Here is a 23156-nt window from a genome sequence, read left to right on the forward strand (position 1 = left end):
GCGCCCAGCCGCCATGCTGGGCGCCCCGAACAAGGATGCAGCCATGCGTACGATTCTTTTCAGCAGCCAGAACTACGACCGCGAGAGTTTCCTCGGCGCTCAACTGCCAGCAGGCATCGAACTGCAATTCCAGGCCGCCCGCCTGAGCCTGGATACCGCCGCCCTGGCTGAACGCCATGAAGTGGTCTGTGCCTTTATCAACGACGACCTCAGTGCCCCGGTACAGGAACAGCTGGCTGCCGGTGGCACCCGCCTGATCGCTCTGCGCTCGGCCGGCTACAACCACGTCGACCTGAGCGCGGCCCAGCGCCTGGGGCTGGATGTGGTACGGGTCCCGGCCTATTCCCCCCATGCGGTCGCCGAACATGCCGTGGCCCTGATCCTGGCGCTCAACCGCCGCCTGCACCGGGCCTACAACCGCACCCGCGAAGGCGACTTCACCCTGCACGGCCTGACCGGCTTCGACCTGGTGGGCAAGACCGTGGGCATTGTCGGCACCGGCCAGATCGGCGCCACCTTCGCCCGGATCATGGCCGGCTTCGGCTGCCAGCTGCTGGCGTACGACCCCTTCCCCAATCCCGCTGTAGAAGCCCTCGGTGCCCGTTACCTGGACCTGCCCGAGCTGCTGGCCCAGTCGCAGATCATCAGCCTGCACTGCCCGCTGACCGAGGACAGTCGTTACCTGATCAACCAGCAGAGCCTGGCCCACATGCAACCGGGAGCAATGCTGATCAACACCGGGCGTGGCGGCCTGGTGGACACCCCGGCGCTGATCGAGGCGCTCAAGAGTGGCCAACTGGGCTACCTGGGGCTGGATGTCTATGAAGAAGAGGCGCAACTGTTCTTCGAGGACCGCTCCGATCTACCCCTGCAGGATGACGTGCTGGCGCGGCTGCTGACCTTTCCCAACGTGATAGTCACTGCGCACCAGGCGTTCCTGACCCGCGAAGCCCTGGCGGCCATCGCCGAGACCACCTTGCACAACATCGCCAGCTGGGCAGCTGGCCAGCCGCAGAACCGGGTCCACGGCTGAAATCCGCGCCACGGGCTGATCGAAGGTCACCTGCCCGCAACCTGCGCCGCAGGGGCCCGTGCTAGCATACGCGGCAGATTTGGAGGACCCATGGTCGAACACGATTTCCGCTACAACCTGATGAACCCGCAACACACCCTGATCGAATGCCGTGCCCTGGTGCCCGGCCGCTATCAAGTCACCGGCAACGGTGGCTCGATCCGTACCGACGACGTGCTTCTGGTCACCCTCAAGGGCAGCAAGGATCTCTCCATGCGCCTGACCGTGGACACCGTGCGCCACTTGATCAACCCCGTCGGCCAGTGGGTCGCCGTGGCGCGTGGCCCGGTATTCGGCGAACTGGCGATCCACCAGTGGCAGGTCAATTGCGACAGCTGCGACGCCACCCTGGACTTCGAGTTCGCAGTGGATGCCAAGCTGGGCAGCAAGGCCCAGAAGCCTGCCGCCAGCGCGCGCATTGCCGAGCTCGGCTGGCGTAGCGAGGGTGAGCATCACCGCTGCCCGAAATGCCAGCAGGCCGGCCAATGAAACGCCTGATGCTGGCTGCGGCGCTGGGGGCCGGCCTGCTGGGCTGCGCCGCCGAGCCGCTGAAGCTGCAGCAGGACCGCAGTTACGTCCTGGAATGGATTGGCGAGCGTCCGCTGATCGATTACAGCCACCTGACCATCACCCTCGGCGAGGACGGTCGGGCCTATGGCAATGGCGGCTGCAACCACTGGTTCGCGCCCTACACCCTGGACGGCGAAAAACTCAGCTTCGGCAAGGTCGGCAGCACCCGCAAACTCTGTGCACCGGCGTTAATGGAGCAGGAGCGGCGCTTCCTTCAGGCGCTGGAAACCGTTGAGCGCTGGGACATCTCGCCGATCGAGCAGGTGCGGTTCTGGCCTGCCGAGGGCAAGCCGTTGCGCTGGTGGCTGGAAGAAGGCTGATAGTGCGCTAGCCGCTGCCGAGCCCGCGAGGCTGCGAACGGGACTCCAGGATGTTCCTGGATGAATCTCTGGCGAGTTTCAGGCCCCCTGCGTCACTTGAGGGCGCTCGCACTGCGCGGCAGCGGCTCCAGAACCTAGCGCCCTCAATGCCCGCGCAAGGCCCGCAGTTTCGCCAGCACGCCGGCTGCAGTCTGCTCGCCCATCATCTGCTCACGTACCTTGCCCTTGTCGTCGATGATGTAGGTCACCGGCAGCGCCTCGCTGCGTGGCAGATCGAAGAGCTCCGCGGGGTTCCGTGCCAGCACGGTGAACTTGATCCCCAGCTTCTCGCTGGCGCTCTTTAGCTCTTCACCCTGCACATTGTCGAAGTTGACCCCCATCACCGATGCCGACTGCCCCTTGAGCTGCTCGTTCAGGGCGTTGAGTTCCGGGATCTCGGTACGGCAAGGCCCGCACCACTCGGCCCAGTAGTTGAGCACCAGCCACTGCTTGTCGATACGCTCGGCGGCGACTTTCTGGCCATACTGGTCGACCCCGTAGTCATTGCCACAGCCGCCCAGCAGCAGGGTTGTGATGATCGCCAATACCGCCGCCAATTGCCTTGCCATGCGCTGTTTCCTGTCTTGAAAGATGTCTTGAAAAATAACCGTCGACCCAGGGTCGCTGCGACCTAACGACTCCCAAGGTTCAGGAGTGCCCGTCGCGCGGGTAGAATAGCCGCCACCTTACGCAAGATGCGACCCGCACATGACCGATCTGACGCTTTATCACAACCCGCGCTGCTCGAAATCCCGCGGTGCGCTGGAACTTCTGGAACAACGCGGCCTGGCCCCGACCGTGGTCCGCTACCTGGAAACCCCACTGGATGCCGCCCAGTTGCGCAGCCTTCTGGCCAAGCTCGGCCTCAGCGCGCGCCAGCTATTGCGCACCGGCGAGGACGAGTACAAGACCCTCAACCTGGCCGACCCGAGCCTCAGCGAAGAGCAACTGGTCGCCGCCATTGCCCAGCACCCGAAACTCATGGAGCGGCCGATTCTCGAAGCCGGCGACAAGGCCATCATTGGCCGGCCGCCGGAGAACGTGCTGGAGATCCTGCCTTGAGCGCGCCCTATATCCTGGTCCTGTACTACAGCCGCAACGGCTCGACCAACGAGATGGCCCGGCAGATCGCCCGCGGCGTCGAGCAGGCCGGCCTGGAGGCTCGTCTGCGCACTGTCCCGGCGATCTCCGCGGAATGCGAGGCGGTCACCCCGGACATCCCCGACAGCGGCGCCCTGTACGCCAGCCTCGACGATCTGAAGCACTGCTCAGGCCTGGCCCTGGGCAGCCCGACCCGCTTCGGCAACATGGCAGCGCCGCTGAAGTATTTTCTCGACGGTACCAGCAACCTCTGGCTGACCGGTGCCTTGGTGGGCAAGCCTGCCGGCGTGTTCACCTCGACCGCCAGCCTGCATGGCGGCCAGGAAGCCACCCTGCTATCGATGATGCTGCCATTGCTGCATCACGGCATGCTGATCACCGGCCTGCCCTACAGCGAGTCGGCCCTGCTGGAAACCCGCGGTGGCGGCACCCCGTATGGCGCCAGCCACCATGCCGGAGCAGATGGCAAGAGCCCACTGGACGAACACGAGATTGCACTGTGCCGGGCCCTGGGCCTGCGTCTGGCGAAAACCGCCCTGCGACTGGAGAACGGCCGTGGCTAAGAAGCCGAAGATCCTGCCCCCGGTGGAATGGCTGGAGCCCCGGGTCCGCCTGATGCGAATCCTCAGCCTGGTCTGCTTCTTCGGCCTGGTGGGGCTGCTTTGCGGGTATTACCTGCTGGTGGCCGATCTGCACGGTGCCCGCCCCTGGGTCATCCTGCTGATCGAGCTGGTGCCGCTGCTGCTGATGGCCCCCGGCATGCTCAGCGGCAGTGCCCGTGGCCATTCGTGGATGTGCTTCGTGGTCAACCTGTACTTCATCAAGGGCGCCCTGGCGGCCTACGACCCGAACCGCCAAATGTTCGGCCTGCTGGAGATGTTCGCCAGCCTGGCCGTGTTCACTTCGGCGTTGCTCTACGTGCGCTGGCGCTTCCAGCTTAATCGCCGGCTCGCGGGCGAAGGCGCCAGCCCGGCCTGAATACGCCCCAGGTTCCCCGGCCCCCGGGGAACTTGTAATGCCGCCAAAGGCCCCAACCTTGGTCAACAGACTTTCCGACCCTCCCGACCGTCCCGGAGCAGGCATGCACGATTACAAATGGCTGAATGAATACTGTCTCAACCGCTTCGGTTCCGCTGCGGCCCTGGAAGCCCAGTTGCCCACCCCGGCCAGCGACGACTACCTGCGCGCATTGAGCGCCGACCGCTACCTCTCGACCCTGGCCCTGCGGGTTTTCCGCGCCGGCCTCAAACACAGCCTGGTGGACGCCAAATGGCCGGCGTTCGAGCAGGTGTTTTTCGGCTTCGATCCGGACAAGGTGGTGCTGATGGGCGCCGAGCACCTGGAGCGGCTGATGCAGGACACGCGGATCATCCGCCACTTGGGCAAGCTCAAGAGCGTGCCGCGCAACGCGCAGATGATCCTCGATGTGCAAAAGCAGCACGGCAGCTTTGGCGCCTTCATCGCCGACTGGCCGGTGCAGGACATCACCGGGCTCTGGCAGTACCTGGCCAAACATGGCAACCAGATGGGCGGGCTGTCTGCCCCGCGCTTCCTGCGCATGGTGGGCAAGGACACCTTTATCCCCACCTGGGACGTGGTCGCGGCCCTCAATGCCCAGAACATCATCGACAAGGTGCCCAGCAGCAAACGCGACCAGGCCCTGGTGCAGGAAGTATTCAACCAATGGCAGCAGGAGAGCGGCCGGCCACTGTGCCAGCTGTCGGCAATGCTGGCCTACACCGTCAATCACTGAGCCGCCCGCTCCCCGGCATCACTTCCTGCCCGAAACAACGGGCAGGAAAACCTCCCTTCTCATGCCCGCCCTCCAGCCCAAGCTGACAATAAGCTGAACTAAACGCGAGGATTTTTCATCCGCTGTTTTTTATCGGATAAAGTTCGCCTCGCACTTGCCTCAACGATAAAAACGAAACTCCGGGAATAACCTCCCGAAGCCATCTGACGTGCATAACCGGATAACAAAGCAGCGTTCGGGCCAACAACCTGAACAAAGGCTGTCCGGTTTTAAAAGAACTGCCGTCGTCCATTCGTTTTTTTCACATTGCTTTCACTCTTCGCCCACCTGGCCCGACCTAAATTGGCCCCAGTTGCAGTGCGGGTTCCAGTGACTGCATGTCGTTCGTCTTCAACGCACCAGTTCCAACCCGAATACCCAACACTCGGCAAAAACCTACTCAGGTACACCACGTGCTCAACACCGCTGAATCCGGCACTGGCAACAAGCCCCCCCGAACCTGGCGAATCGTCGGTGGCGTCTGTGCGGCGGCCCTGGCAATCCTGGTCAGCGGCTTTGTCCTGTGGCCCATCACGCCTCGCGACCTGGGGGTCGGCAACCAGATGCAGCAGGCCAACATCTACCGTCACTGGCAAGGGGGCGAAGTGATAGTCCTGGTCCGCCATGCCGAGCGTTGTGACCGCTCCGCCAACCCCTGCCTGGGGCCCGCCGATGGCATTACCCAGCTCGGAAGCCACAGCGCCAGCGACCTGGGACGAGCCTTTCGCACCCTGGGCATGGCCGCCACCGATGTCATCAGCAGCCCCGCAACCCGCACCCGGCAAACGACGGAATTCATGTTCAACGGTGCGGCGCAGACCCAGGACTGGCTGGCCACCTGTGACGAGCATTTCCAGCAGACGATCAAGGCGCACAAGTCACTCAAGCGCAATCTGATCCTGATAACCCACAGCGACTGCATCAGCAGCCTGGAACGCCAGCTGGGCTACCCGCACGCCCTGGCCAGCGAATATACCAGCTCGCTGTTTATCACCCTGGATCCGCAAGGCCACATGCAAGTACTGGGAACCCTGGATGCGGGCAGCTGGCAGCACGTACTTGATCAACCCCTTGAGTAACTTGTAACTATTTTTAACAACATGCCAACAGACTTTATTAGGGGAAGCGACACACTTGCCGGCTAATTAATTGACTTAACAAGTTTCTGTACTAATAAGAAACGGACAGCCGCATTTATAAAAAAATTCTCAAACAAATGAATGCTGCCCGCTGAAACTTCGCGAACTTGGAAAAGCCAGCAGGTCGACAAAATTGACGCTTTGTCAGCAACCCCCAGCAAATAACGAAATCGCTATCGGCCAATGACTTCGAGGATAAAAATGCACCGCACTTCGCCGCCCCCCGCTTATGGAACAAGCGCCCCGCCGTCCGGCTTTACCCTCGGCGCAAGTACAACCAGCACTCTCCAGCGCTGGGCACTTCCTCTGTTGCTCGTGGCCTTCGGCCTGTTCTACCTGCTACCTCTGACCAGCCACGGCCTGTGGATTCCCGACGAGACCCGCTACGCCCAGATCAGCCAGGAAATGCTGCTCAGTGGCGACTGGGTGGCGCCACACTTCATGGGCATCCGCTACTTCGAGAAGCCCATCGCCGGCTATTGGTTGATCGCCATCGGCCAGGCGGTCTTTGGCGACAACCTGTTCGGCGTGCGCATTGCCTCGGCCCTGAGCACCGGCCTGAGCGTACTGCTGGCCTACCTGATCACCCGCCGCATGTGGAACGACCCGCGCAAGAGCTTCGCCGCCGCCCTGCTTTATATGAGCTTCGGCCTGATTGCCGGCCAAGCCGGATACTCCAACCTTGATCCGCAGTTCACCTTGTGGGTCAACCTGAGTCTGGTAGCCCTGTGGTTCGCCCTGGACGGCCGAACCACCCGCGAACGCCTGCTGGCATGGGCCGGGCTGGGCGTCGCCTGTGGCATGGGCTTCATGACCAAGGGTTTCCTGGCCTGGCTGTTGCCGGTACTCATCGCCCTGCCCTACATGATCTGGCAACGCCGTCTGGGCGAACTGCTGCGCTACGGGCTGGTGGCCGTGCTGGTAGCGATCGGCATCAGCCTGCCCTGGGTACTGAGCATTCACGCCCACGAGCCCGACTTCTGGCGCTTCTTCTTCTGGCACGAGCACATTCGCCGCTTCGCCGCCGACAACGCCCAACATACCCGCCCCTGGTGGTTCTACCTGCCGCTGCTGGTGGCCTCCAGCCTGCCCTGGGCAGCCCTGTTGCCGGGCACATTCATGCAAGCCTGGAAAGACAAGCGCCAGGCTCCGACCGGATTCCTGCTGCTGTGGTTCCTGCTGCCCCTGGCGTTCTTCAGCCTGAGCCGCGGCAAGCTGCCAACCTACATCATGCCGTGCCTGCTGCCGCTGGCCGTGCTCATGGGCAGCGCCCTGATCGACCGTATCAACGCCAGCCAGGGCCGGAGCATCCGCATCAACAGCCTGCTCAACCTGCTGATCGGCGTGGCGGCCATGGTGGCCCTGCTGTACATCCAGCTCACCCGGCCGGTCTACGGCCACAACGAGATGCTCAGCCTGTCCCTGGTGTTCATCATGCTGATGGGCTGGATCATCGCCAACCTGCTGCCGGCCGCCCGTCCGCTGCAGTACTGGGCGGCCCCGGCCCTGGGCATCTGGTTGCTGGTGGCCCTGCTGCCGGCGGGCATGCCGGGGTTCATCGTGCATAACCAGATGCCGGACCAGTTCATCAAGGAACATATCGAGGAGCTCAGGCAGACCAAGACGCTGCTGAGCAATGACCTGGGCGCCGCCTCGGCCCTGGCCTGGCGCCTGCAACGCCCGGAGGTGACGCTGTACAACACCGAGGGCGAATTGAAATATGGCCTAGCTTATGCTGATTCGGCGCAGCGCAAGGTAAGCATGGCCGAGGTCGGGCAGTGGGTCAGCGAGGCCCGCAAACAGGGTTCGGTGGGTGTGGTGATGCGGGTCAAGGACGTGGTGGAAAGCGAGGAAGTGGCGCTGCTGCCGCCCGGAGGCAAGCGCTATGAGGAAGGCAATATGCTGGTCCTGATCCTGCCACAAAGCCAACCCTGACCCTGGGTACCCTTGTAACGACAGCGCCGACCACGGTTGGCGCTGGCTTTTCTTCACGCTTCGATGCCCTGGATGGCTGCGACTTTTCCCACCGCCGCTCTGGAAATCCATCTATGAATCTGTTTCGCAGCGAACGCGGGGCCCTGGCCCTGCTGCTCGGCGTGTCTGCCTTGATCCTGCTGCTGGGCCTGGGCTCCCGTGAACTCTGGGGGCCGGAGACCCGCTGGGCCAACATCGCCTTGCAGATGTTGCAGAGTGGCGACTATTTCGACCCTTACCTCAAGGGCGCTCCCTACTACGACAAGCCCCTGCCCTCCTACTGGCTGATTACCGCCAGCGCCTGGCTGATGGGGGGCCTGGGGCACTGGTCGCTGCGCCTGTCCTCGGTGATCGCCGCATGGCTGAGCATCTGGCTGGTTTACCTGATCGGCGAGCGGCTGTTCCACAAAGGCACTGGGCTGATCGCCGGCTGGATGCTGGCCACCACCTTCTATTTCGCCTTCTGGGCGCGGGTGGCCACGGCCGACATCCTGACCGTCTGTGGCGTATTGGCTGCAGTGTGGTGGTACTGGCGCGGCCCGGAAGATACCCGCCTGGGCCGCTATACGGTGTTCTTCCTGATACTGGCGGCGACCTCGCTGCTCAAGGGGCTGATCGGCTTCGTCCTGCCGGGGCTGATCCTGTTGCCACACCTGCTGAGCCAGGGGCGCTGGAAACGCCACCTGAACCTGCGCCTGTTGCTGGCCTTGAGCATCGCCGCGCTGTTCTACATGGTGCCCTTCGTTCTCTCGCACCTGTACGGCGCTCCCAGCTACGGGGAAAGCGGCCTGAGCCTGGTGTTTCGCGAGAATGTGGTGCGTTTCTTCAACCCCTTCGACCATGTCGGGCCGATCTACACCTACCTGATCTACCTGCCGGCCTATACCTTGCCCTGGGCGCCCTGCTGGATCCTCGGCCTATGGCTGGCGGCCCGGCACTGGCGCCAGTTGCAACCTAATGAACGCTGGCTGGTGTGGGCCCTGGGGCTGCTGTTCCTGTTCTTCACCGCCAGTGGCAGCCGGCGCAGCTATTACGTTCTGCCCCTGGTGCCCTTCGCTCAGTTGCTCGGTGCCTGGTGGCTCAACCGTCGGCTGCAGCTACGCCAGGCCGCAGGCAAACCCATTTCCCGTGGCTGGCCCCTCGGCTTCTCCTGTGCGGCCCTGGTCATGCTGCTGGTGCTGGGGGTTGCCTACCCCTGGAGCAACAGCGGCGGGGGGGTGATGCAGTTCAGCGCCGATACCCGGGCCGCCGCGAGCCGGATCGCTCCCTGGAATCAATGGCGGATGGTCATGGTGGAAATCGATAACAAACTGCCGATGTACCTGCAGAACCAGGGCGCACCCTTCTACTACGTGGCAGAAACTGCGGATTTCCCGCGTAACGGCAGCAGCGCGGACTTCATGGCCTGGCTGGACAAGACCAGTGGCCAGCACTGGGACCCGCAGCGCACCCTGATCTTCGTCCAGCAGAGGCACGATGAGCCGCTGATGCTGGGGTATCTGGGCGAGGATCATCAACTGGTCCGCACCACCCCGACCAACGGTGAGCGCCTGGCCAAGAAACCGGCGCAAGGCAGCGTGGCCTTCATTCCCCGCATGCCGGGGAGCTGAATGACCGTGCTGCGCAAGCGCAGCACGGATTCACCAGGATCGGATCAGAGGTTCACCACATTGACGAAACGCGGCGTGGCGCTGTCGTCGATGCGCAGGCTGGTGAAGTCGAACAGATTGCGGTCCGCCAGTTGCGAGGGGATCACGTTCTGCAGGCCGCGGAAGATGCTTTCGGTACGCCCTGGAGTCTTGCGCTCCCATTCCTGAAGCATCTCCTTGACCACCTGGCGTTGCAGGTTCTCCTGGGAACCGCAGAGGTTGCACGGGATGATCGGGAACTGCTTGAGGTCGGAATAGGCCTGGATGTCCTTCTCGCTGCAATAGGCCAGCGGGCGGATTACCACGTTGCGCCCGTCATCGGCCAGCAGCTTGGGCGGCATGGCCTTGAGCGAACCGTTGTAGAACATGTTGAGGAAGAAGGTCTCGACGATATCGTCGCGGTGGTGACCCAAGGCCATCTTGGTGGCGCCGATTTCGTCGGCGAAGGTGTACAGGGTGCCGCGACGCAGGCGCGAGCATAGCGAGCAGGTGGTCTTGCCTTCCGGGATCAGCTCCTTGACCACCGAATAGGTGTCCTTCTCGACAATGTGGTACTCGATCCCCAGTTCCTTGAGGTAGGCCGGCAGCACGTGCTCGGGAAAGCCTGGCTGTTTCTGGTCCATGTTCACCGCGACGATCTCGAACTTGATCGGCGCCACCTTCTGCAGGTGCAGCAGCACGTCGAGCATGGTGTAGCTGTCCTTGCCGCCGGACAGGCAGACCATGACCTTGTCGCCCTCTTCGATCATGTTGAAATCGGCGACCGCCTCGCCCGCCTGGCGGCGAAGACGTTTCTGCAGTTTGTTCTGGTTGACCGTAAGAGTGCCCATGGCTCTTGAAATCCGCGAGGTATGTGACGAAAAGCCGGACATTTTACGCAAAAACCCCAGCCCCGTGAAAGCGCCGCAGAGCAGCGGTGCCGGGGCTGCAATGACAGATGCAGCAGCGATTAGCCCGGGGGTTTACAGCGCAATTTGCTCTAAAGGTGCGCACATCTGCGGAAAACTCCTCCCTATACTGCGACATAAGGTCGCATGCACATATAGACCTATACTGACTGTGCCACTTGGCTGTAAGCGCTCCGTTGGGGGCGATGGCAACAATAAAGGAGTGACTGACCATGATTCATCATGTCGTAGGACTCTTCACCCACCCCGATCAGGAATGGCGAGACATCCGTGGCGATGCCGAGGAAAGCATCAGCCACATGTACCTCACCCATACGCTGATCCTCGCGGCAATCCCCGCCATTTCGGCTTTTATCGGCACCACCCAGGTCGGCTGGGTCATCGGCAATCGCGCGCCGGTGATGCTGACCATGGAAAGCGCCCTGTGGATGACCATCATGTCGTACCTGGCCATGCTCGGCGGCGTGGCGGTGATGGGCGCGTTCATCCACTGGATGGCCCGGACCTATGACGCCAGCCCGAGCCTGGCACGTTGCGTGGCCTTTGCCACCTACACCGCCACACCGCTGTTCGTCGGTGGCCTGGCGGCGCTGTACCCGCACATGTGGCTGGGCATGATCGTCGGCACTGCCGCCATCTGCTACACGGTCTACCTGCTGTATGTCGGGCTGCCGACCTTCATGAATATCCCGTCGGACGAGGGGTTCCTGTTTTCCAGCTCGGTGCTGGCAGTAGGCCTGGTGGTACTGGTCGCGATCATGGCCTTCACCGTGATTGTCTGGGGCCTGGGCGTCGGCCCCGTGTATACCAACTGACGCCGCACCAATAATAATCCTCTGTCTGCCAGCACAGGCCGCCGCAAGGCGGCCTTCTTATGGGCGCGGGATGGATGACCATTCGGCGCCTGGGCGATTCGGAATCCCCCCTGTTTGCGGCATACTCACTCCCTCTGGAGAGCCGTTAAGCATGCCCGAGCAACTCAATACCCGCGTCGAAGATTGTTTCCAACTCGCTGAATCCTTTTTCAAACGTCCTTTCAAACGCCCGGTGGTCAGCCTCAAGTTGCGTGGCCAGAAAGCCGGTGTCGCCCATTTGCACGAGAACCTGCTGCGCTTCAACCCGCAGCTGTACCGGGAAAACACCGAGGACTTCCTCAAGCAGACCGTGGCCCACGAAGTGGCACACCTGATCGCCCACCAACTGTTTGGCGAACGTATCCAGCCCCACGGTGAAGAGTGGCAACTGATCATGCGCGGGGTGTACGAACTGCCGCCCAATCGTTGTCATACCTACGACGTCAAGCGTCGCAGCGTGACCCGTTATATCTACCGCTGCCCCTGCGCCGAGAGCGATTTCCCGTTCTCCGCCCAACGCCACAAACTGGTGGCCCAGGGGCGTCGCTATCTGTGCCGGCGTTGTCGGCAAACCCTGGTCTACAGCGGGGAAACCAGGGTCGAGTGACAGTTTTAAAGCACTGCCTCGGCAAACCCGCAGCTACACGATGACCCGCTCGCGCCGCAGTGCCTCGATGCGCTCGAGGCTGTAGCCCAGTTCCTCCAGCACCTGATCGGAATGCGCCCCCAACCTGGCGCCAATATGCCGCGGCTCTGGCAGCCCCTCGGAAAACTTCAACGGGCAGGCCATCTGCGCCTGCCGGCTGCCGTCTTCACGGGGCACCTGGCTGACCAGTTGCCTGGCCTGCAACTGCGGATGTTCCAGGGCCTCGCCCAGGCTCAGCACCGGCTCGACGCAGGCATCGAAACCAGCGAACAGCTGGCACAACTCGGCGAAATCGTGTTTCTCGAATTCGACCTGCAAGGCCTGCTTCAGTGCCTGTTGCTGTTCGGGCAAGGGAGACAGGCCCTGGGCCGCCAGTTCCGGGCGGCCCAGGGCCTGACACAACTGCTGCATGAACACCGGCTCCAGACTGCCCACCGACAGCCAGCGCCCGTCCCGGCTGCGGTAGTAGTCATAAAAGCTGCCACCATTGAGCACCTGCTGCTCCATTCCGGGCTCGACCCCACAGGCCAGGTAGCCGGCACCGGCCATGGCGTTCAGGCTGAACACGCAGTCGGTCATGCTCACGTCCAGGTACTGTCCCTGGCCGCTGTGCTGGCGCGCGATCACCGCCGCCAACAGGCCGATCACCCCATGCAGCGAGCCCCCCGCGATATCCGCGGCCTGGATGCCCAGGGGTAATGGTCCCTGATCGCGGCGGCCGGTCTGGCTGGCCAGCCCGGCCAGGGCCAGGTAGTTGATGTCATGCCCGGCGCGGTCCCGGTAGGGGCCGGTCTGGCCATAGCCGGTAATGGAGACGTAGATCAGTCGCGGGTTGATCGCCTTCAAGGCCTGGTAACCCAGCCCCAGGCGCTCCATCACGCCCGGGCGGAACTGTTCGAGAACAATGTCGTAGTCCTGCACCAGTTGCCGCACCACCTCCAGCGCTTCGGGACGCTTGAGGTCCAGGGCCAGGCTGCGCTTGTTGCGGTTGAGATAAGCGTGGCTGGCGGAAACCCCGGCATCGTGGGGCGGCAACACCCGCAACAGATCCATGCGGGTCGGCGACTCGATGCGCAGGACCTCGGCGCCCATGTCCGCCAGCAGCAACGAGGCGAAGGGCCCCGGCAGCAGGGTGGAGAAATCCAGTACCTTGAGTGACGCCAACGGCCCTTGCATAGCCCTCTCCTCTTGATCGGCAGCCCACAGAGTAGGCAGCCGCGACGCCCGCAACAATCACCGCAACAGTCAGCCGGGCTGACCGTTGCGCTCAATCGCCAGGCAATAAAAAACCCGCCGAAGCGGGTTCCTTATATAGCTCAAGGCTTACTTGATGCTCGGTGCCGGGCCTTCGGCCACACCCAGGTCATCGGTTTCACGGGTGTCGGTAATCGGCCGGCCACCGGAAGCCAGCTCGGATTGCAGCTTGTCTTCGTCCAGCTCCTTGACCCACTTGGCAACCACTACGGTAGCCACGGCGTTGCCCACCAGGTTGGTCAGGGCGCGAGCTTCGGACATGAAGCGGTCGATACCCAGGATCAGCGCCAGGCCGGCCACCGGCAGGTGACCCACGGCCGACAGGGTCGCGGCCAGGACGATGAAGCCACTGCCCGTCACACCGGCAGCGCCTTTGGAAGACAGCAGCAGCACCAGCAGCAGGGTGATCTGGTGAGTGATGTCCATGTGGGTATCAGTGGCCTGGGCGATGAACACCGCAGCCATGGTCAGGTAGATCGAAGTACCGTCGAGGTTGAACGAATAACCGGTAGGGATCACCAGGCCGACCACCGACTTCTTGGCGCCCAGGCGTTCCATCTTGATCAGCATGCGCGGCAGGGCCGATTCCGAGGAGGAAGTCCCCAGCACGATCAGCAGTTCTTCACGGATGTAGCGGATCAGCTTGATCACGCTGAAGCCGTGGGCGCGGCAGATTGCCCCCAGGACCACCAGCACGAACACCACGCAGGTGATGTAGAAGCAGATCATCAGTTGACCCAGTTGCACCAGGGAACCCACACCGTAGGCACCAATGGTGAACGCCATGGCGCCCAGCGCACCCAGGGGCGCGAGCTTCATGATCATGTTGATGATGTTGAACATCACATGGGCGAAACGGTCGATGAAATCCAGCACCGGCTTGCCGTAGGCGCCCAGGCGATGCAGGGCGAAACCGAACACCACGGAGAACATCAGCACCTGCAGGATATCGCCATTGGCGAAGGCGCCGACGATGGTGGCCGGGATGATGTTGAGGATGAAGCCGACGATGCTCTGGTCATTACCGGCAGTCACGTAGGCTGCAACTTTCGAGGCGTCCAGGGTCGAAGCGTCGATGTGCATGCCGGCCCCCGGCTGCACCACGTTGACCACGATCAGGCCGATCAGCAGGGCGATGGTGGAGACGACTTCGAAGTACAGCAGCGCATAGCCGCCGGTCTTGCCCACCGACTTCATGTTCTGCATGCCGGCGATACCACTCACCACGGTACAGAAAATGATCGGAGCGATGACCATCTTGATCAGTTTGATGAAGCCGTCACCCAGGGGCTTGAGAGCCACGCCGGTCTGAGGGTAGAAGTGGCCGAGCAGGATGCCGATGGCGATGGCAACGATCACCTGGAAATACAGGGATTTGTACAGTGGCTGACGAGTCGTCATTGCAAGTTTCCTCAAGAGCCCCGGCATGCACTTTCCGTCGATGCATGCGGTGCCTAAAGTGCGAACCCTCCTGCGCTGGAGGGATTTGTTGTGTCGAGCTGCGTGCTGGCAGATCTTCCGGCTCTATCGCAAAGCCCGTGCCACCTTGTGAAAAAGCCTTGCAGGCCTTTAGACATCAGGGGTGCGGGCTGATCCTTGCATCCGTTGCGCAGGCTGAAGCTGGCGGATTTCCGCCCACTCACCCTCTCTCGTCCTACAATTTGGCGGATATCCGCCTTGTTCCCTTCCTGGGGGCTGGCTAAGATCCGCCACTCAATGGACGGACCTGCCTGCATGCGCGAACGCACCATCGCCAGCCACTTTGCCCGTGCCGCCTTGGGCGGAGCACGCCGGCACGGCTATGACTACGCGCCCCTGCTGCATCAGTTGGGCATCAGCCCCGAACTGCTGAACCAACCCAAGGCCCGTATCGCCCCCGAGCAATTCACCCGTCTATTGCAGCAACTGTGGCTGGAGCTGGATGACGAGTACCTCGGGTTCGGCCATGGCCCCAGCAAGCGCGGGACCTTCGCCATGATGTGCCACGCGCTGATCCACTGCCGTACCTTGGAAAAAGCACTCAATCGCGGCTTATTATTTTATAGCCTGTTTCCGGAAGCCCCGCGTCTGAGTCTGACGCGTGAAGGAGAAATGGCCCGGCTGAGCCTGGATGATTCCGAGCTATGGGATCCCGAGCACTTTCTCAGCGAGAGCCTGCTGGTGATCTGGCATCGCCTCGGCAGTTGGTTGATCGGCCAGCGCATCCGCCTGGAGCAGGCCTGCTTCAGCTACCCCAAGCCCGATCACGGCGCGGAATACGACCTGCTTTTCCCTTGCCCGCTGCAATTCACCCAGGAGCGCAGCAGCCTGCTGTTCCACAGTCGCTACCTGGGCATGCCGCTGCTGCAGGACGAACGCACCCTCAAGCACTTCCTCGAACGCTCTCCCGCCGACCTGTTGTCGCGCCCGGATGAAGGCGACAGCCTCAGCAGCCAGCTGCGCCGCCTGCTCAGTCGCGACCGCGAGCACTGGCCCGACCTGGAAAGCGTCGCCCAGCACCTGCACGTCAGCCCGCAGACCCTGCGCCGGCATCTACGCGAAGAAGGTTCGAGCTTTCAGGAGCTGAAGGATGAGCTGCGCCGCGACATTGCCATCTACCACCTCGGCCGGGCCGACCTGTCATTGCAACAGATCGCCGAACAACTGGGTTTTTCCGAGCCCTCGGCCTTTCACCGGGCGTTCAAGAAATGGACCGGCCTGACCCCGGGCGCCTACCGCGCCCGGGAACAGTAGCCCCCTACAGGGCCGGAAAGTGAATCCGGAAGGCCGCCCCCCCAGGGCCGAATCCCCCAGGGTCAGTTGCGCGCCGTAGCTCTCGATGATGTCCTTGACCACCGCCAGGCCGATGCCCTGCCCCGGGTGCTGGCGATCCAGGCGCTCACCGCGCTGCAGAATCCGCGCCCGCTGATCGGGTGGCACGCCGGGGCCGTCGTCTTCCACACACAACTCGGAGCCTTCCAGGGTCTCGCGCACGCTGATGCGCACTGAGCTCAGGCACAGGCGATAAGCGTTCTCCAACAGGTTGCCGAGCAACTCCAGCAACGCGCCGTGCTCGATCGGCAGGTAGCAGCGTTCCGGCAAGTCGAAGGACACCCGTACCTGCTTGTCGCGATAGACCTTGTCCAGGGTGTCGCAGAGGCTTTGCAGCACCGGCCGCAGCCGCACCTGGTGGCGCACCAGGCCGCTCTTGCGCAGGCTGGCGCGCTGCAACTGGTAACTGATCTGCTGGCTCATGCGCTCGATCTGCGCCTGCAGCACCCAGGCCTGCTCACGATCCTGGGGGCGTTGCGCCATGTCCTCGCTCACGCCCTGCAACACCGTCAACGGGGTTTTCAGGCTGTGGGCCAGGTCATCCAGGGAGTCACGATAGCGGCTGCGCTGCTCACGCTCGCTTTGCAGCAGGCGGTTCAACGAGCCCGTCAGGCGCAACAGCTCGCGCGGGTGCTCCTCACTGAGGCTCTGGCGGGTGCCGCTTTCGATCTGGTCCAGCTCCTGGCTCAAGCGTCGCAAGGCTTGCAAACCCCAGGTCAGGCCGAGCCAGAGCAGTGCCAGGAGCACCAGCAAGGCCGCGCCGAACCCCAGGTAGAGGTTTTCCCGAACGCCTTCCAGGGTTTGCTGGTACTCACGCACCGGCTGCAGCGCGACGATACTGAAGGCCGCGCTCTTGCCCCCCAGCAGCTTGATCTCGACGTCGTAGACAAAGAACTCCTGGCCGTTGGCTTCACGGATCCTGGCGAACTCATTGCCACGCCCGTCGTACCGCGGCCGGTAGTTGATGTTCTCTTCCTGGGTCGCCCGCGAGCGCCAGACCAGGTGCCCTTCGCGATCGTAGATGTAGCCCAGCAGGCGGCTGTCGGCGAGGTTGAAGCGCTCGTCGGGCAATTGCGCCGGCATCTGCAGGCGGTTGTTCTCGATCCGCGCCGCACTGATCAGGGTGGTGACATCGGAAGCCAGGCGCTGCTCGATAGAGTCCTGCAACGCCAGGCTGAACGCCCCCTGCATGGCTGGCAGCAGGGCCAGCATGAACAGCACCGCCAGGGTCGTGGCGGCCAGCATCAGGCGCAGGCGCAGCGATCGAATCATCGGCAACGCTCGTTGAACAGGTAGCCCAGGCCACGCACCGTATCGATCGGCTTGAAGCCCGACGGCCCCTCAAGCTTGCGCCGCAAGCGGCCCACCAGCACTTCGATGACATTCGGATCGCGCTCGTCGTCGTCCGGGTACAACTGCTCCATGAGCCGGTCCTTGGCCACCACTTGCTGATGATGACGCATCAGGTATTCGAGAATCCGGTACTCATAGGCCGTCAGGGCCAGGGGCTGCTCATCCAGGGAGGCCTGCTTGCGATTCAGGTCCAGCAGCAGCGGCCCGGCAATGATGGTGGACTGGGTAAAGCCACTGGAGCGCCGCAGCAGCGCATTCAGGCGCGCATCCAGCTCTTCGAACTGGAATGGCTTGACCACATAGTCGTCCGCACCGGCCGCCAGGCCCTCGACCTTGTCCTGCCAGTTGCCACGGGCCGTGAGGATGAGGATCGGGAACGTCTTGCCACGGTTGCGCAACTGGCGGATCAGGTCCAGCCCGCCCATGCCGGGCAGGCCCAGGTCGATCACCGCCAGATCGTGGTTGAACTGCTCGGTCTGATACAGCGCCTCCTCGGCGTTGGCCACGGACTCGACGACATGACCGCTGTCGGTGAGGCGGGTTTGCAAATGATGACGCAACAGCGCCTCATCTTCGACGACCAGCAACTTCATAACGCTCTCCCAGGCAAAATTCGACATCTCCAGGGGCGCCCCTGCGCCCTGATGATTAATGCGCCAACGCCGGACCGTGCCCAAGGCACGATCCGGCGCGGTCCAGGCCAGGCCGCTTATCAGAAAGCGTAGTTGGCCGACAGGTAGGTCTGGGCGCTGCTGGTAAGGCTCAGCGAACCCTGCTTGCTGCCACCGCGCTCGCTCATCTCGGTTCCGGCATTGCTGCGCAGGTAACGGTAGCCGAGCTCCACCGAGGTGTTCTGTGAAACCTGTTGCAGGACGCCGGCCTGTACGCCCACCGCGTAACCAATGTCGCTGTCACGGCTGAAGCCCGGAGACTCCTGAGTCAGCTTGGTCAGGCCGGCCGTGCCGCCGCCAAAGAGTTTGGTGCTGCTGGTCACCGGCAGGAACATATCGTAGCTGCCCAGCAGGTTCTGCTGGCGCAGTTTAATGCCGTTGTGGGAGCCAGACACATAATCGTAGGTAGCGTAGTAACGACCCTGGTCATTCTGTTGACCGGCGCGTATGCCCCAGGTGTTGTCCTTGCCGATCACGCCATCGGCGTTCGGGTGGCCCAGGTTGCTGTTGAGCTGGCTGGACTTGTTGATCTTGTCGCTGGTCTGGCCGAAGGACAACCCAACGAAGTTGCTGTCAGCGGCTTGGGCAGCGGCGCTGGCGCCGAAGACGGTAAAGGCCAGGAACAGTTTTTTCAATGAAGTCATAGGAAGTTTCCTTTGCGCTATTGGCTTTTTGGGTACGGGGCTAGAGTAAACAGCCCGCCCTGAACTCCCCCTGAACACACCCTTAACCTCGCCTGAACCAGATCGACTAGGCTGTGCTGACACCTTTTCAACCGGAGTTCCCCTCATGCGCATGCTCGTCGCATTGGTCCTGTTAACCCTCGGCAGCCTCAGCCAGGCCGCCATCAAGACTCAGGAAATTCCCTATCGCAGCACCGACGGCACTCAGTTGATCGGCTACTACGCCTACGACGACGCCCTACAGGGCCCGCGCCCGGGCATCGTGGTGGTGCATGAATGGTGGGGCCTCAACGACTACGCCAAGCGCCGGGCCCGGGACCTTGCCGCCCTTGGCTACAGTGCCCTGGCCATCGACATGTACGGCCAGGGCAAGCACACCGAACACCCGGCGGACGCCATGGCCTTCATGCAGGCCGCGCTGAAGGACAGTACCGCTGCCAGTGCACGTTTCAACGCCGGCCTTGAGCTGTTGAAACAGCAACCGCAGACCGATCCGCAGAAACTCGCCGCCATCGGCTACTGCTTTGGCGGCAAGATTGTCCTGGACGCCGCGCGCCAGGGCCTGCCCCTGGCCGGCGTGGTGAGTTTCCACGGTGCCCTGGCCACCGCCACACCGGCTACCCCCGGCAGCGTCAAGGCCAAGATCCTGGTGGAACATGGGGCCCAGGACAGCATGGTGACGGCGGACAACGTCACCACCTTCAAAACGGAAATGGACAAGGCCGGCGCCGACTACCGCTTCGTCAGCCTGGAGGGAGCCAAGCATGGCTTCAGCAATCCCGATGCCGACCGCCTGAGCCATGGCGAACACGGCGGGCCGGACATCGGCTACAACAAGGCCGCCGATGAGCGTTCCTGGGCAGACATGCAGGCATTCTTCAAAAAACTGTTTGGCTAGCCGCCGTACCTGGGTTGCGGTCAGTGCGCTGCGGCAACCCTTTGCGCTTCACCCGACTACCCTCAAACGCAGCAACCCGGCACACTAGCGGCCATGAATGCTCTCCCCCCCTCCCCGCTTGCTGCACCCCTCTGGACGCTGCCTGGCCGCTGCCGAACGTCCTGCCCCAAGCCCTCTGGCTAAGTACCCGATTCGATCCCGGGCAACTTGCCGCGGATGATTTTCAGCGCAGCGGCATTGAGGCACCGCCGAGCATCCAGCGTTCGGTGGCCAAGCGTCAGGCCGAATTTCTCGCTGGACGCCTGTGTGCCCGAGCCGCCTTGCAGCAACTGCAACGACTGGACTGGGTACCGCCCATTGGCGATGACCGAGCGCCGATCTGGCCCGAACACATCTGCGGTTCGATCACCCACAGCAGCGGACGCGCCGCGGCCATCGTCGCCGACAAGCAACACTGGCGTGGCCTGGGAATGGACCTGGAACACCTGCTCAGTGCAGAACGTGCGGCCAAACTGGCGGAGCAGATCCTGACCCCGGCCGAACTGCAGCGCCGCGACCAGTTGCCGGCCGAGCTGCATGCACTGGCGGTAACCCTGACCTTCTCGATCAAGGAAAGCCTGTTCAAGGCCCTGTACCCGCTGGTGCACAAACGCTTCTATTTCGAACACGCCGAAGTCCTGGAATGGTCTGCCGAAGGGCCGGTGCGGATGCGCCTGCTGACCGATCTGTCCGAGGAATGGCAGCACGGCCGCGAACTGCAAGGGCAGTTCGCCGTGCAAGACGATCATCTGCTGAGCCTGGTGGCCATCAAGGCCTGAACCGGGGCCGCCCTCAACGGGGTTCCTGATGCCGTGGCCAGCTCAGGCTGAAGCAGGCACCGCCCAGGTTCTTGCTCTTGCTGATCAGGGCACGGCCCTCGTGCCAATGGATGATCCGCCGCACAATCGACAGCCCCAGCCCATGCCCGCCGGAAGCCCGGGTGCGGCTGTCATCCAGGCGCAGGAATGGGGTGAAGATCTTTTCCCAGGCATGCTCCGGCACGCCGGGACCGTCATCTTCCACATCCACCCGGCAGCGCAACTGCCCTACCTGATAGCTGACCGTCACCTGGGACTCGGCATGACGCATGGCGTTGCCCACCAGGTTCTGCAAGGCCCGGTGCAGGTAGCGCGGCTCGGCCTCGACCCACGCACCGTCACACTCGGCGGCAGACAGGCACAGGCCACGCCGGACCTTGAGATTGGCCCGCAACGGCGCCAGTTCGCTGATCACCTGGTTGATCAGCGCATCCAGGTCGATACGCTGGAAATTCAGGGCCGGCGAGCCCTGCTCCAGACGGGCGTAGGTCAGCATTTCGTCCACCAGCCGGTCGAGGTCCTGAATGTCGTTGTCCATGCCGTCCAGGTACTTCTGCCGGGCCTGATCGGTGCTCGCCGAAGCAATCATCTCCAGGCCGAAACGCAGCCGCGCCACGGGTGTGCGCAACTCATGGGACACCGCACGTACCAGCTCGCGCTGAATCGCCAGCAGGCGCTGCAAGTGCTCGGCCATGCCATTGAAGGCCGCCGCCAGGCGCCCCACCGAGTCCGCGCCACGGGCCGGCACGCGGGTTTCCAGGCTGCCCTTGGCGATTCGCGTGGCCGCCGACTCCAGGCCGCTGAGGCGCCGCTCCAGCTGGCGCACCAATAGATAGACGATCAGGCCGATCAGGCTCAGGCCCAGCACGGCAATCAGCACCAGCCATTGCGGCGGATAGGGATTCATCTGATACAGCGGGCCGATCTCCAGCACCCAGGGCGTGCCCACCAGGCCGGCGAAGACCCGGATCGAATCGCCACCCTTGCCCAAGGCCATCACCGTGTCGCCCTCGGCCACCCGGCGCCGCTGATCCTCGTCCATGTCGGCGGCGTCCAGAGTCGACAACTGCATATCGAAGCCAAACCCCTTGGCTTCCTTGAGTGCAGCCAGGCGCTGGGGTTGCTCTGCCACCGGATAACGCACCAGCTCATCCGCCAGCAGGTAGATAGTGGCCCGGGCCAACTGCTCGCTGATCTGCTGGACCTCGGCACTGAGCAGCAGCTGTTCCTTCTCGCTGACCAGGCGATAGACCCGGGCGGCGAAGGGGCCGGTCTGCTCCACCAGCGCCTGGCCGCGCAGCACCCGACCGCGCTGGCTACTGTCCAGGTCGGTCTGGCTGAAGGTCTTGAGACTCAGGGGAATGCCCAGCAAGCGCTCCCACACCGCCAGCGCCCGGCGACGCTCGATCTCGCTCATCGGCTGCAGGTTGTCCGCCATCAGCGAAAAAGTGCCGTGGGCCAGCCGCTCGCGGTACTGCTCGCTGCGCACCTGGTTCAACAGATGCAGGGCCAGGACTCCAAGCAACGCCACGAGGATCAGCGCGGCGCACATACCGCCGTAGATCCGCAGGAAGATCGAGTTCACGAGCGCATGTCGGCGGCAGCTTCGGGGACGAACAGGTAACCCTTGCTGCGAATGGTCTTGATCAGCCGCGGGTGCTCCGGATCGTCACCGATCTTCGGGCGGATGCGCGAGATCCGCACATCGATGGAGCGGTCCTGGCCGTCATAGCCGATGCCGCGCAGGGCGGTGAAGATTTCTTCCCGGGACAGGATCCGCCCGGCATTGGCCACCAGCAGCCACAGCAGGTCGAACTCGGCACTGGTCAATTCGATCCCGGCATCGCTCAGCCAGGCCTCGCGCAGGGCATTGTCCACCACCAGCGGGCCGAACTGCAGGCGGCGGGTTTTCTCCACCGCCGGCTCCGGCGCTTCGCTACGGCGCAGCAGGGCCTGGATGCGCGCCAGCAGCAACCGCGGGCGCACCGGCTTGCAGACATAGTCGTCGGCACCCAGGTCCAGGCCCATGATCTGGTCCATGTCATCGGTACGGGCGGTGAGCATGAGGATCACTCCGTCATAACGATCCCGAACCTTGCGGCAGATGCTCAGGCCGTCTTCACCGGGCAGCATCAGGTCGAGGATCACCAGATCCGGCTGCTCGGCAATGGTCCTGGCCGCGGCCCGGGCACCGTTGCCCTCGATCGCCACCTGCAGGCCATTGCTTTCGAGATATTCACGGGTCAACTCAGCCAGACGCTGGTCATCCTCGACAATCAGTACCTGCCAGGCTTCCTGTTCCACGCACGACCTCTTCTTGTTCTATTGCCAGTCCACCTTGAGCAGGAAAGCCCCCGTCTTTCTGTCATGAAAAAGGCGGATAACACGCTCTGGGAAAGGTGGCTGGTTTGCCATGGGAAAGGCCGGGAAACCCCGGTCGATCGCTGCCGATTGTAGCAACCGGCACAGGCGCCGACACAAGCGGCTAAAACGACTCGGTCAGGGCGTTTTTTTGTGATAGGGTTCGCGCCCGCAAAAATCCGCCCAAGGCAATTTTCGACGGTA

At 63.1% G+C, this 23156-nt stretch carries 23 protein-coding genes and 1 pseudogene; 15 read left to right on the forward strand and 9 right to left on the reverse strand.

From position 1 onward, the window contains the following. Window positions 1–43 precede the first annotated feature (43 nt). From KI242_RS23245 to KI242_RS23255, 3 genes are all read left to right on the forward strand, one after another. Window positions 44–1033 (forward strand): 2-hydroxyacid dehydrogenase, encoded by a 990-nt coding sequence (locus tag KI242_RS23245; RefSeq protein WP_169892121.1) that lies wholly within the window; start codon window positions 44–46, stop codon window positions 1031–1033. A gap of 90 nt (window positions 1034–1123) precedes the next feature. Further along, the gene (locus KI242_RS23250; protein WP_011062716.1) at window positions 1124–1561 is read left to right on the forward strand and encodes a hypothetical protein; all 438 of its coding nucleotides are present in this window, start codon (window positions 1124–1126) and stop codon (window positions 1559–1561) included. Continuing rightward, complete coding sequence (locus tag KI242_RS23255; protein WP_011062717.1) at window positions 1558–1962, forward strand: META domain-containing protein; 405 nt, start codon at window positions 1558–1560, stop codon at window positions 1960–1962. The genes KI242_RS23250 and KI242_RS23255 overlap by 4 nt, the downstream gene beginning before the upstream one ends. 143 nt (window positions 1963–2105) lie before the next feature. Here KI242_RS23255 and KI242_RS23260 read toward each other — a convergent pair whose 3' ends face one another. Then, the gene (locus tag KI242_RS23260) at window positions 2106–2570 is read right to left on the reverse strand and encodes a TlpA disulfide reductase family protein (protein ID WP_077934631.1); all 465 of its coding nucleotides are present in this window, start codon (window positions 2568–2570) and stop codon (window positions 2106–2108) included. A 139-nt stretch (window positions 2571–2709) separates the two neighbouring features. On the opposite strand from KI242_RS23260, the gene arsC reads away from it, so the two are divergent. The 7 genes from arsC (at window position 2710) to KI242_RS23295 (ending at window position 9617) form a co-directional block, all read left to right on the forward strand. Continuing rightward, complete coding sequence (gene arsC / locus KI242_RS23265) at window positions 2710–3063, forward strand: arsenate reductase (glutaredoxin) (protein WP_041119496.1); 354 nt, start codon at window positions 2710–2712, stop codon at window positions 3061–3063. Further along, window positions 3060–3665: an NAD(P)H:quinone oxidoreductase gene (gene wrbA, locus KI242_RS23270; RefSeq protein WP_041752480.1), complete on the forward strand. Its 606-nt coding sequence runs from the start codon at window positions 3060–3062 to the stop codon at window positions 3663–3665. The genes arsC and wrbA overlap by 4 nt, the downstream gene beginning before the upstream one ends. Then, a complete protein-coding gene (locus tag KI242_RS23275) occupies window positions 3658–4080 on the forward strand; it encodes a DUF2069 domain-containing protein (protein WP_077934632.1) in 423 nt (140 codons plus the stop codon). Before wrbA ends, KI242_RS23275 begins: the two co-directional genes overlap by 8 nt. A 103-nt stretch (window positions 4081–4183) precedes the next feature. Beyond that, entirely contained in the window at window positions 4184–4855 is a 672-nt protein-coding gene (locus KI242_RS23280) for a DNA-3-methyladenine glycosylase I (protein ID WP_011062722.1), read from the forward strand. A 452-nt stretch (window positions 4856–5307) separates the two neighbouring features. Further along, window positions 5308–5973: a histidine phosphatase family protein gene (locus tag KI242_RS23285; RefSeq protein ID WP_053159789.1), complete on the forward strand. Its 666-nt coding sequence runs from the start codon at window positions 5308–5310 to the stop codon at window positions 5971–5973. Between the two features lie 243 nt (window positions 5974–6216). Next, a complete protein-coding gene (gene arnT / locus KI242_RS23290) occupies window positions 6217–7968 on the forward strand; it encodes a lipid IV(A) 4-amino-4-deoxy-L-arabinosyltransferase (protein ID WP_077934633.1) in 1752 nt (583 codons plus the stop codon). A gap of 113 nt (window positions 7969–8081) precedes the next feature. Continuing rightward, complete coding sequence (locus tag KI242_RS23295; protein WP_077934634.1) at window positions 8082–9617, forward strand: glycosyltransferase family 39 protein; 1536 nt, start codon at window positions 8082–8084, stop codon at window positions 9615–9617. A 44-nt stretch (window positions 9618–9661) separates the two neighbouring features. Here the strand turns inward: KI242_RS23295 and ttcA are convergent, their stop codons facing one another. Next, entirely contained in the window at window positions 9662–10486 is an 825-nt protein-coding gene (gene ttcA / locus KI242_RS23300) for a tRNA 2-thiocytidine(32) synthetase TtcA (protein ID WP_011062726.1), read from the reverse strand. A 290-nt stretch (window positions 10487–10776) separates the two neighbouring features. On the opposite strand from ttcA, the gene KI242_RS23305 reads away from it, so the two are divergent. Both KI242_RS23305 and KI242_RS23310 read left to right on the forward strand, forming a co-directional pair. After that, window positions 10777–11379, forward strand: coding sequence for a Yip1 family protein (locus KI242_RS23305; protein WP_011062727.1), 603 nt, complete (start codon window positions 10777–10779; stop codon window positions 11377–11379). Window positions 11380–11530: 151 nt separating this feature from the next. Further along, complete coding sequence (locus KI242_RS23310) at window positions 11531–12025, forward strand: SprT family zinc-dependent metalloprotease (RefSeq protein ID WP_011062728.1); 495 nt, start codon at window positions 11531–11533, stop codon at window positions 12023–12025. A gap of 33 nt (window positions 12026–12058) precedes the next feature. Here the strand turns inward: KI242_RS23310 and KI242_RS23315 are convergent, their stop codons facing one another. Continuing rightward, window positions 12059–13240 (reverse strand): CaiB/BaiF CoA-transferase family protein, encoded by a 1182-nt coding sequence (locus KI242_RS23315; protein WP_077934635.1) that lies wholly within the window; start codon window positions 13238–13240, stop codon window positions 12059–12061. 147 nt (window positions 13241–13387) lie between these two features. Continuing rightward, window positions 13388–14719: a dicarboxylate/amino acid:cation symporter gene (locus tag KI242_RS23320; RefSeq protein WP_212805595.1), complete on the reverse strand. Its 1332-nt coding sequence runs from the start codon at window positions 14717–14719 to the stop codon at window positions 13388–13390. 333 nt (window positions 14720–15052) lie between these two features. On the opposite strand from KI242_RS23320, the gene KI242_RS23325 reads away from it, so the two are divergent. Beyond that, window positions 15053–16051: an AraC family transcriptional regulator gene (locus KI242_RS23325; protein ID WP_041752486.1), complete on the forward strand. Its 999-nt coding sequence runs from the start codon at window positions 15053–15055 to the stop codon at window positions 16049–16051. Window positions 16052–16055: 4 nt separating this feature from the next. Here the strand turns inward: KI242_RS23325 and KI242_RS23330 are convergent. The 3 genes and pseudogenes from KI242_RS23330 to KI242_RS23340 form a co-directional block, all read right to left on the reverse strand. After that, a pseudogene (locus tag KI242_RS23330) lies at window positions 16056–17401 on the reverse strand (ATP-binding protein). Beyond that, window positions 17398–18075, reverse strand: coding sequence for a response regulator (locus KI242_RS23335; RefSeq protein WP_011062733.1), 678 nt, complete (start codon window positions 18073–18075; stop codon window positions 17398–17400). The pseudogene KI242_RS23330 and the gene KI242_RS23335 overlap by 4 nt, the downstream one beginning before the upstream one ends. Window positions 18076–18194: 119 nt before the next feature. After that, on the reverse strand, window positions 18195–18797 hold the full coding sequence (locus tag KI242_RS23340) for an outer membrane beta-barrel protein (RefSeq protein WP_015636661.1): 603 nt from the start codon (window positions 18795–18797) through the stop codon (window positions 18195–18197). A 145-nt stretch (window positions 18798–18942) separates the two neighbouring features. On the opposite strand from KI242_RS23340, the gene KI242_RS23345 reads away from it, so the two are divergent. Together KI242_RS23345 and KI242_RS23350 are read left to right on the forward strand one after the other, a co-directional pair. After that, window positions 18943–19734: a dienelactone hydrolase family protein gene (locus tag KI242_RS23345; RefSeq protein ID WP_015636662.1), complete on the forward strand. Its 792-nt coding sequence runs from the start codon at window positions 18943–18945 to the stop codon at window positions 19732–19734. Between the two features lie 131 nt (window positions 19735–19865). Next, on the forward strand, window positions 19866–20552 hold the full coding sequence (locus KI242_RS23350; RefSeq protein WP_212806398.1) for a 4'-phosphopantetheinyl transferase superfamily protein: 687 nt from the start codon (window positions 19866–19868) through the stop codon (window positions 20550–20552). A 13-nt stretch (window positions 20553–20565) separates the two neighbouring features. Here KI242_RS23350 and KI242_RS23355 read toward each other — a convergent pair whose 3' ends face one another. Both KI242_RS23355 and KI242_RS23360 read right to left on the reverse strand, forming a co-directional pair. Beyond that, entirely contained in the window at window positions 20566–22176 is a 1611-nt protein-coding gene (locus KI242_RS23355; RefSeq protein WP_011062737.1) for an ATP-binding protein, read from the reverse strand. After that, window positions 22173–22895, reverse strand: coding sequence for a response regulator (locus KI242_RS23360; RefSeq protein WP_212805597.1), 723 nt, complete (start codon window positions 22893–22895; stop codon window positions 22173–22175). The genes KI242_RS23355 and KI242_RS23360 overlap by 4 nt, the downstream gene beginning before the upstream one ends. Between the last annotated feature and the right edge of the window lie 261 nt (window positions 22896–23156).

Source organism: Pseudomonas sp. Eqa60 (assembly GCF_018326405.1).
Classification (GTDB): Bacteria; Pseudomonadota; Gammaproteobacteria; order Pseudomonadales; family Pseudomonadaceae; genus Aquipseudomonas; species Aquipseudomonas protegens.

Coding starts and splice junctions, on each gene's coding strand:
- KI242_RS23255 (WP_011062717.1), top strand. CDS start 1,558: ATGAAACGCCTGATGCTGGCTGCGGCGCTGGGGGCCGGCCTGCTGGGC.
- KI242_RS23325 (WP_041752486.1), top strand. CDS start 15,053: ATGCGCGAACGCACCATCGCCAGCCACTTTGCCCGTGCCGCCTTGGGC.
- KI242_RS23345 (WP_015636662.1), top strand. CDS start 18,943: ATGCGCATGCTCGTCGCATTGGTCCTGTTAACCCTCGGCAGCCTCAGC.
- ttcA (WP_011062726.1), bottom strand. CDS start 10,486: ATGGGCACTCTTACGGTCAACCAGAACAAACTGCAGAAACGTCTTCGC.
- arsC (WP_041119496.1), top strand. CDS start 2,710: ATGACCGATCTGACGCTTTATCACAACCCGCGCTGCTCGAAATCCCGC.
- KI242_RS23310 (WP_011062728.1), top strand. CDS start 11,531: ATGCCCGAGCAACTCAATACCCGCGTCGAAGATTGTTTCCAACTCGCT.
- KI242_RS23340 (WP_015636661.1), bottom strand. CDS start 18,797: ATGACTTCATTGAAAAAACTGTTCCTGGCCTTTACCGTCTTCGGCGCC.
- KI242_RS23315 (WP_077934635.1), bottom strand. CDS start 13,240: ATGCAAGGGCCGTTGGCGTCACTCAAGGTACTGGATTTCTCCACCCTG.
- KI242_RS23250 (WP_011062716.1), top strand. CDS start 1,124: ATGGTCGAACACGATTTCCGCTACAACCTGATGAACCCGCAACACACC.
- KI242_RS23260 (WP_077934631.1), bottom strand. CDS start 2,570: ATGGCAAGGCAATTGGCGGCGGTATTGGCGATCATCACAACCCTGCTG.
- KI242_RS23335 (WP_011062733.1), bottom strand. CDS start 18,075: ATGAAGTTGCTGGTCGTCGAAGATGAGGCGCTGTTGCGTCATCATTTG.
- KI242_RS23295 (WP_077934634.1), top strand. CDS start 8,082: ATGAATCTGTTTCGCAGCGAACGCGGGGCCCTGGCCCTGCTGCTCGGC.
- arnT (WP_077934633.1), top strand. CDS start 6,217: ATGACTTCGAGGATAAAAATGCACCGCACTTCGCCGCCCCCCGCTTAT.
- KI242_RS23280 (WP_011062722.1), top strand. CDS start 4,184: ATGCACGATTACAAATGGCTGAATGAATACTGTCTCAACCGCTTCGGT.
- KI242_RS23320 (WP_212805595.1), bottom strand. CDS start 14,719: ATGACGACTCGTCAGCCACTGTACAAATCCCTGTATTTCCAGGTGATC.
- KI242_RS23245 (WP_169892121.1), top strand. CDS start 44: ATGCGTACGATTCTTTTCAGCAGCCAGAACTACGACCGCGAGAGTTTC.
- KI242_RS23305 (WP_011062727.1), top strand. CDS start 10,777: ATGATTCATCATGTCGTAGGACTCTTCACCCACCCCGATCAGGAATGG.